This window comes from Micromonospora sp. SL1-18 (genome assembly GCF_047921505.1).
Classification (GTDB): domain Bacteria; phylum Actinomycetota; class Actinomycetes; order Mycobacteriales; family Micromonosporaceae; genus Micromonospora.
This window is the reverse complement of record NZ_JBLROA010000141.1, coordinates 1-4,783: the sequence shown is the minus strand read 5'-3', so window position 1 is coordinate 4,783 and position 4,783 is coordinate 1. Positions and strand designations below refer to the sequence as shown.

At 66.9% G+C, this 4,783-nt stretch carries 3 protein-coding genes; 2 read left to right on the top strand and 1 reads right to left on the bottom strand.

Annotation, left to right across the window (positions count from 1 at the left end; all coding sequences use genetic code 11):
- Positions 1-1,254: 1,254 nt before the first annotated feature.
- Both ltrA and ACNAW0_RS29940 read left to right on the top strand, forming a co-directional pair.
- Positions 1,255-3,072 (top strand): group II intron reverse transcriptase/maturase, encoded by a 1,818-nt coding sequence (gene ltrA / locus ACNAW0_RS29945; protein ID WP_416291399.1) that lies wholly within the window; start codon positions 1,255-1,257, stop codon positions 3,070-3,072.
- Positions 3,073-3,280: 208 nt separating this feature from the next.
- Positions 3,281-4,402 (top strand): hypothetical protein, encoded by a 1,122-nt coding sequence (locus ACNAW0_RS29940; RefSeq protein WP_416291398.1) that lies wholly within the window; start codon positions 3,281-3,283, stop codon positions 4,400-4,402.
- Between the two features lie 46 nt (positions 4,403-4,448).
- Here ACNAW0_RS29940 and ACNAW0_RS29935 read toward each other — a convergent pair whose 3' ends face one another.
- On the bottom strand, positions 4,449-4,733 hold the full coding sequence (locus ACNAW0_RS29935) for a putative quinol monooxygenase (RefSeq protein ID WP_416291397.1): 285 nt from the start codon (positions 4,731-4,733) through the stop codon (positions 4,449-4,451).
- Positions 4,734-4,783: the final 50 nt, after the last annotated feature.

The window sequence follows — 4,783 nt, the reverse complement described above, 5'->3', positions numbered from 1 at the left end:
CCGTGACGAGGTTCAGCCACACCTGTGGGATTGAGGAGCTGCACACGATCCTTGGTGTGCAGCGGCGGCCACACCTGGCGTAACACTGTCGCCGCCTGCGCCGCATGCAGCCGCCGTGAGATGCCTGCAATGCGCTCGGCGCCTCCTCCGGCCTGGTCGGGACGGGCCGCTCGGACACGACGAGAGCTTTCTGCCCCGGCACCACGCCGGCGGAGAAGCCACCGCGGGGATAGCCGCTGATCCAGATGGTGCGGTGCTCCCCCAGGCTGGCATGCCACTGCTGCTTCCAGTGGCCGCGAACCCAGTGACCCCGTGGGGGCGCTCCGGCTCGAGCGGCGCGAGCAGCCTCCAGCTCCGCCTCGGCGTCCTCCGGTCTGCGCAGCTGCACACGCCGAATCGCCGGCTCCGGTCGCCCGGCCCGCTGGGCGGCCTGCCGCGCGGCGAAGGTCTGCAGGATCCGGTTCGGACCGGCTGGGCCGCCCTGGTCGGCGGGTCTGGTGAGGTGCTGTGCCAGGCGGTGGTGGCGGAGCGGGTGGGCTGGTGTGCTGATCTGGTGGCGGGCATGGTCGGCGCGGCGAGCACTGGAACAGCGTGGTGCGACATGAAGTCGCACTGTGTGAGTGAGCTAGACGAAATGGGGGGTCGATTATCGACGGGTAGCTCCGAGCGAGTGCTCAGCGCTCGTCCCCGCTCCTGGCATGCGTCGCTGGTAACGGCGGGGTGTGAAGCCCGGGAGGAAGCCCAAGGACCGATGCTCCATCCGTTGGTTACCGGCAAGGGGAAGACCGGAAGGGCGAACTTCGTGAATCTCTGTAAGCCTCGTTATCCAGAACTTCGGAAGATGGAATGCAAAAGCGAAGGACAGGACCCGCCGTTGAAACACGGCAGTGGTGGCTGAAGTCTCGCTGTCGGCCATGAGAGCACCACGGTCCCGGGGTACAGGAGACGCCCGACACCGGTCGTATCTCACCAGTGCGGAACATGGAAACCCCGTCAGGGTTCGGCGGATCAGACCATCCGCCGATAGGCCGACCGTGAGGGAAGCGGAGATCCGTGGCGGGTACAGGACGGCCAAGAAGCGAATGGCGGTAGCCGAAAGGCAGCAGGAAAGCGAAGGCAGATGACCGGACCCTCTATACGGTCGCCTTTGTATAACTGGCCGCATACCAGACGAGGGTGTCTGGGCCCGAAAGGGAGCTGACGTGAGCCGGGTGGCCCTTTGACGAATCAGAGCCAAGGAAACGCTGGAACCACATGGACAAGTTAGGCGCCTTGTCGCGGGACGCGACGACCGTGGTGGTCGACATCGCGGCGATCGATGCGGCCGGCGGCGCGGTGAACGGACCGGAGGACCCGATCGACTGGGACGCCATCGCTTGGCGGGAACAGGAGGCGCGGGTACAGCGACTAGGGCAACGGATCTTCAAGGCGGCGCAGGCAGGCGACCGGAAACAGGTATGCAACCTGCAGAAACTGATGCTGCGCAGCCGAGCGAACACGCTGGTCAGCGTGCGGCGGGTAAGTCAGCACAACTCCGGCCGCCTCACCGCAGGCGTGGACAGGAAGGTCGCGATGACCTCCCAAGCTCGGGCCGATCTGGCGATGCTGCTGCACGGCAGGACCGGCCCGGGGCACGCATTACCGGTGCGGCGGGTGTACATACCCAAGAAAGGCGGGAAACGCCCACTCGGCATTCCAACCATCGCTGACCGCGCCCAACAGGAACGGGTGCGTAACGCGTTGGAGCCGGAGTGGGAAGCCCGGTTGGACCGCAAGCAGTACGGGTTCCGGCCGGGCCGCGGATGCCACGACGCGATCGAGATGATCCACCGAGCTATCGCCGTCAAAGACGCGAAACGAGACTGGGTGCTCGACGCGGACCTGAAATCCGCATTCGACAGAATCGACCACAACTTTCTGCTCGAACGGATCGGGACGTTCCCCGCCAGGGAGCAGATCCGCGGCTGGCTGAAAGCAGGAGTGGTCGATCGGGGCCGGTACTCTCCGACCGACGAGGGAACCCCTCAAGGCGGAGGAATTTCACCGCTGCTATTGAACATCGCGCTGCAAGGAATGGAAGAAGCCGCCGGAGTCCGGTACGACTCCCGCGGCTACGTGAAAGCCGGATGCCCAACCGTTATCACCTACGCGGACGATTTCGTGGTTTTATGCCACAGCCGCGAACAGGCCGAAACGGTGCAGGCGAGGATCGGCCACTGGTTGACGGAACGGGGTCTTTCCCTCAACAAGGAAAAGACACGAATCGGCCGCATCGACGACGGGTTCGACTTCCTGTCCTTCAACATCCGCCGCTACCGCGTCGGCAGTGGCACGAAGGCCCTCACCAGACCCAGCCGCGACGCGCTCAAGAAGATCCGGCGCAGGATCGCCGAGGAACTGCGCACCCTGCGCGGTGCCAGCCCCGCCGAGGTGATCATCAAGATGAACCCGATCATCCGAGGCCAGGCGAACTATTTCCGGCCCGGGGCGTCCAAGAAGGCCTACCAGAGCCTGGACAAGCACCTGTGGCAGCACCTCTACAAGTGGGCCCGCCGCAGGCACCCCCGCAAAAGCCGAAAGTGGGTTGCTGCCCGCTACTTCGGCCCGTTCAACCCGACCAGGCGCAACCGGTGGGTCTTCGGCGACCGGGACACCGGCGCCTACCTCCACCAGTACGCCCAGACGAAGATCGTCCGGCACGCTCCGGTCACCGGCAGGAACTCACCCGACGACCCTGCCCTGGCCCAGTACTGGGCCGACCGGCGACGCAAGCGCAAGCCCCCACAATTGGCAGAGTCCTGGCAACGCGCCCTGCGCTCCCAACACGGACTCTGCCCCCTGTGCCGGGAACCGCTGCTGTACACCGACCACATACCCGACTCCCCCAGCCAGTGGGAGACCTGGTACGCGGCCGTCCGCAAAGCGATGACCCACCAGGCCATCACCGAGCACAACAGCGGCCGGACAACACACCGCCTGGTACACGCCCACTGCGCCCGGCGACACAACAGGACGCAGAACCCAGCCCGGACCAGCCAAGCAGGAGCCTGCCCGCCCACGCGGGCTGCTTGAGCCGTGTGCCGCGACGAGTGGCAAGCACGGTTCTGAGGAGGGGGGTGCCGGAAAACGGCACCCCCTATCCGACGACGTGGAGGTGCTCGCCTCCGGGCAGGACGCGGGTGGTCGGAGGTTGCCCTCGAATGCGTGGATGGCGTTACGCCGGCTGGGCTGGGCTGTCACGGGCGCGGAGGGTGTGAGGGTCAATGAGCGGATCGTGCGGATGGCTCAGGAGCAGGCGGGGCGTGTTCTGCGTTCGGTGAAGTGGCGTGCTGACCTGACAGCCGGGGTCCTGGCGACCTGGCCAGCCGATCCGCGTAAACGCACCTCTCAGGAGTGGGAGCAGGTGCGCACGGCGATCCCCGGCGGGGAGGGCCTGCCGTCCAGTGTCATCAAGGGCCGTACCCGGCAGGCTGTCACGTTTCTCAACGCCAATGGTCGTCTGCCGGTGGATGTGTTCGAGCTTGAAGGCGCCCCGAGGGTTCCGCGGATGTTGCTGCTGGCCGCATGTGACCGGCAGCAGGCCACGATCGAGCGCGGCGACACCGACCCGGGCAGGGTGATGCTGCGTTTGCAGTTGCCTACCCGTGTGGATCCGCACGCCTACGGGGATTGGACGTGGGTGGCCTGTCCGATCAGTCTGCCGCCTATGGTGCCCGTCTCGGCGGTGCTGCACCTGCCCACCCTGCGCGTCACCGGCCGGCAGGTGCGCGCCGATGTCGCGTACACGCACACGGTGCCGAAGGCGAAGCGCACCGGCCACACGGTGGCGGTCGGCGTGGACTGGGGCCTGAACACCCTCCTCAGCGCCGGAGCCCTACGACTACAGGCCGATGGTCGGATCACCGCGTTGGGGGCTGGTGGCCAGTTCCGGGCCGCGGGTGTCCTGGCCAAGCAGCACCGGCTGCGCCGTCTGTCCGAGCGGCTGCACGCCAAGGCCGACCACTACCAGCGGCTCACTGCCGGTGACCAGCAGCACGACCTCGCCGGCAAACACGCGGTCCTGAGCGACGAGATCCAGCATGTGTCCGCCCGCCGTGCGAATTTGAATGACGCGCTCGCGTGGGCTGCCGCCCGGTGGGCGGTGGATCAGGCGATCGCCGCCGCCGCGACCGTGATCTATGTGGAAGATCTGGGGTCGATGGAAGCCAAGGGTATGGGCCGTAGCCTGAACACGCGCCTGTCCCAGCAGGTCCGCGGAAAGATCGTCGACCGGATGCGGCATCTCGCCGCCGAGGTTGGTGTCGCCGTGGTCACCGTCCCCTGCACAAGACCCGAGCGTGGCCGGGTTCATTTTCCGGTCAGACGCTGCGAACCAACGACGTCTGATCGGCCTCACCTTTAAGGCCACGTGGCCGTATCGCGGTCTGCTCGCGGCTCCGCTGACCGCGTTAGGGCGCCTCGACACTGTGGATGCGGAACTTGTGCACCTCCGCGCCGAGGATCTTCGTCGCCTGCTCCTCGGCCGGGCCGGACCCGCGGAAGGCGAGCAGCTGCTCGTCGGACTCCCAGCGCTCGTACACGTTGATCCGGCCCGGCTCGATCAGGTCCGCGCTCATCGCGAAATCGACGCAGCCCGGCGCCGAGCGGGCCGCCCGCACAGCCTCCATGCAGCAGGCCAGGTAGGCGTCCCGCTCGGCCGGGTCGACGTAGAGGGTGCCGGCGACGATGAACACATGACCTCCTGTGGTGAGCCGTCCCGGCCCATCCTGGCACCTCGACCCGG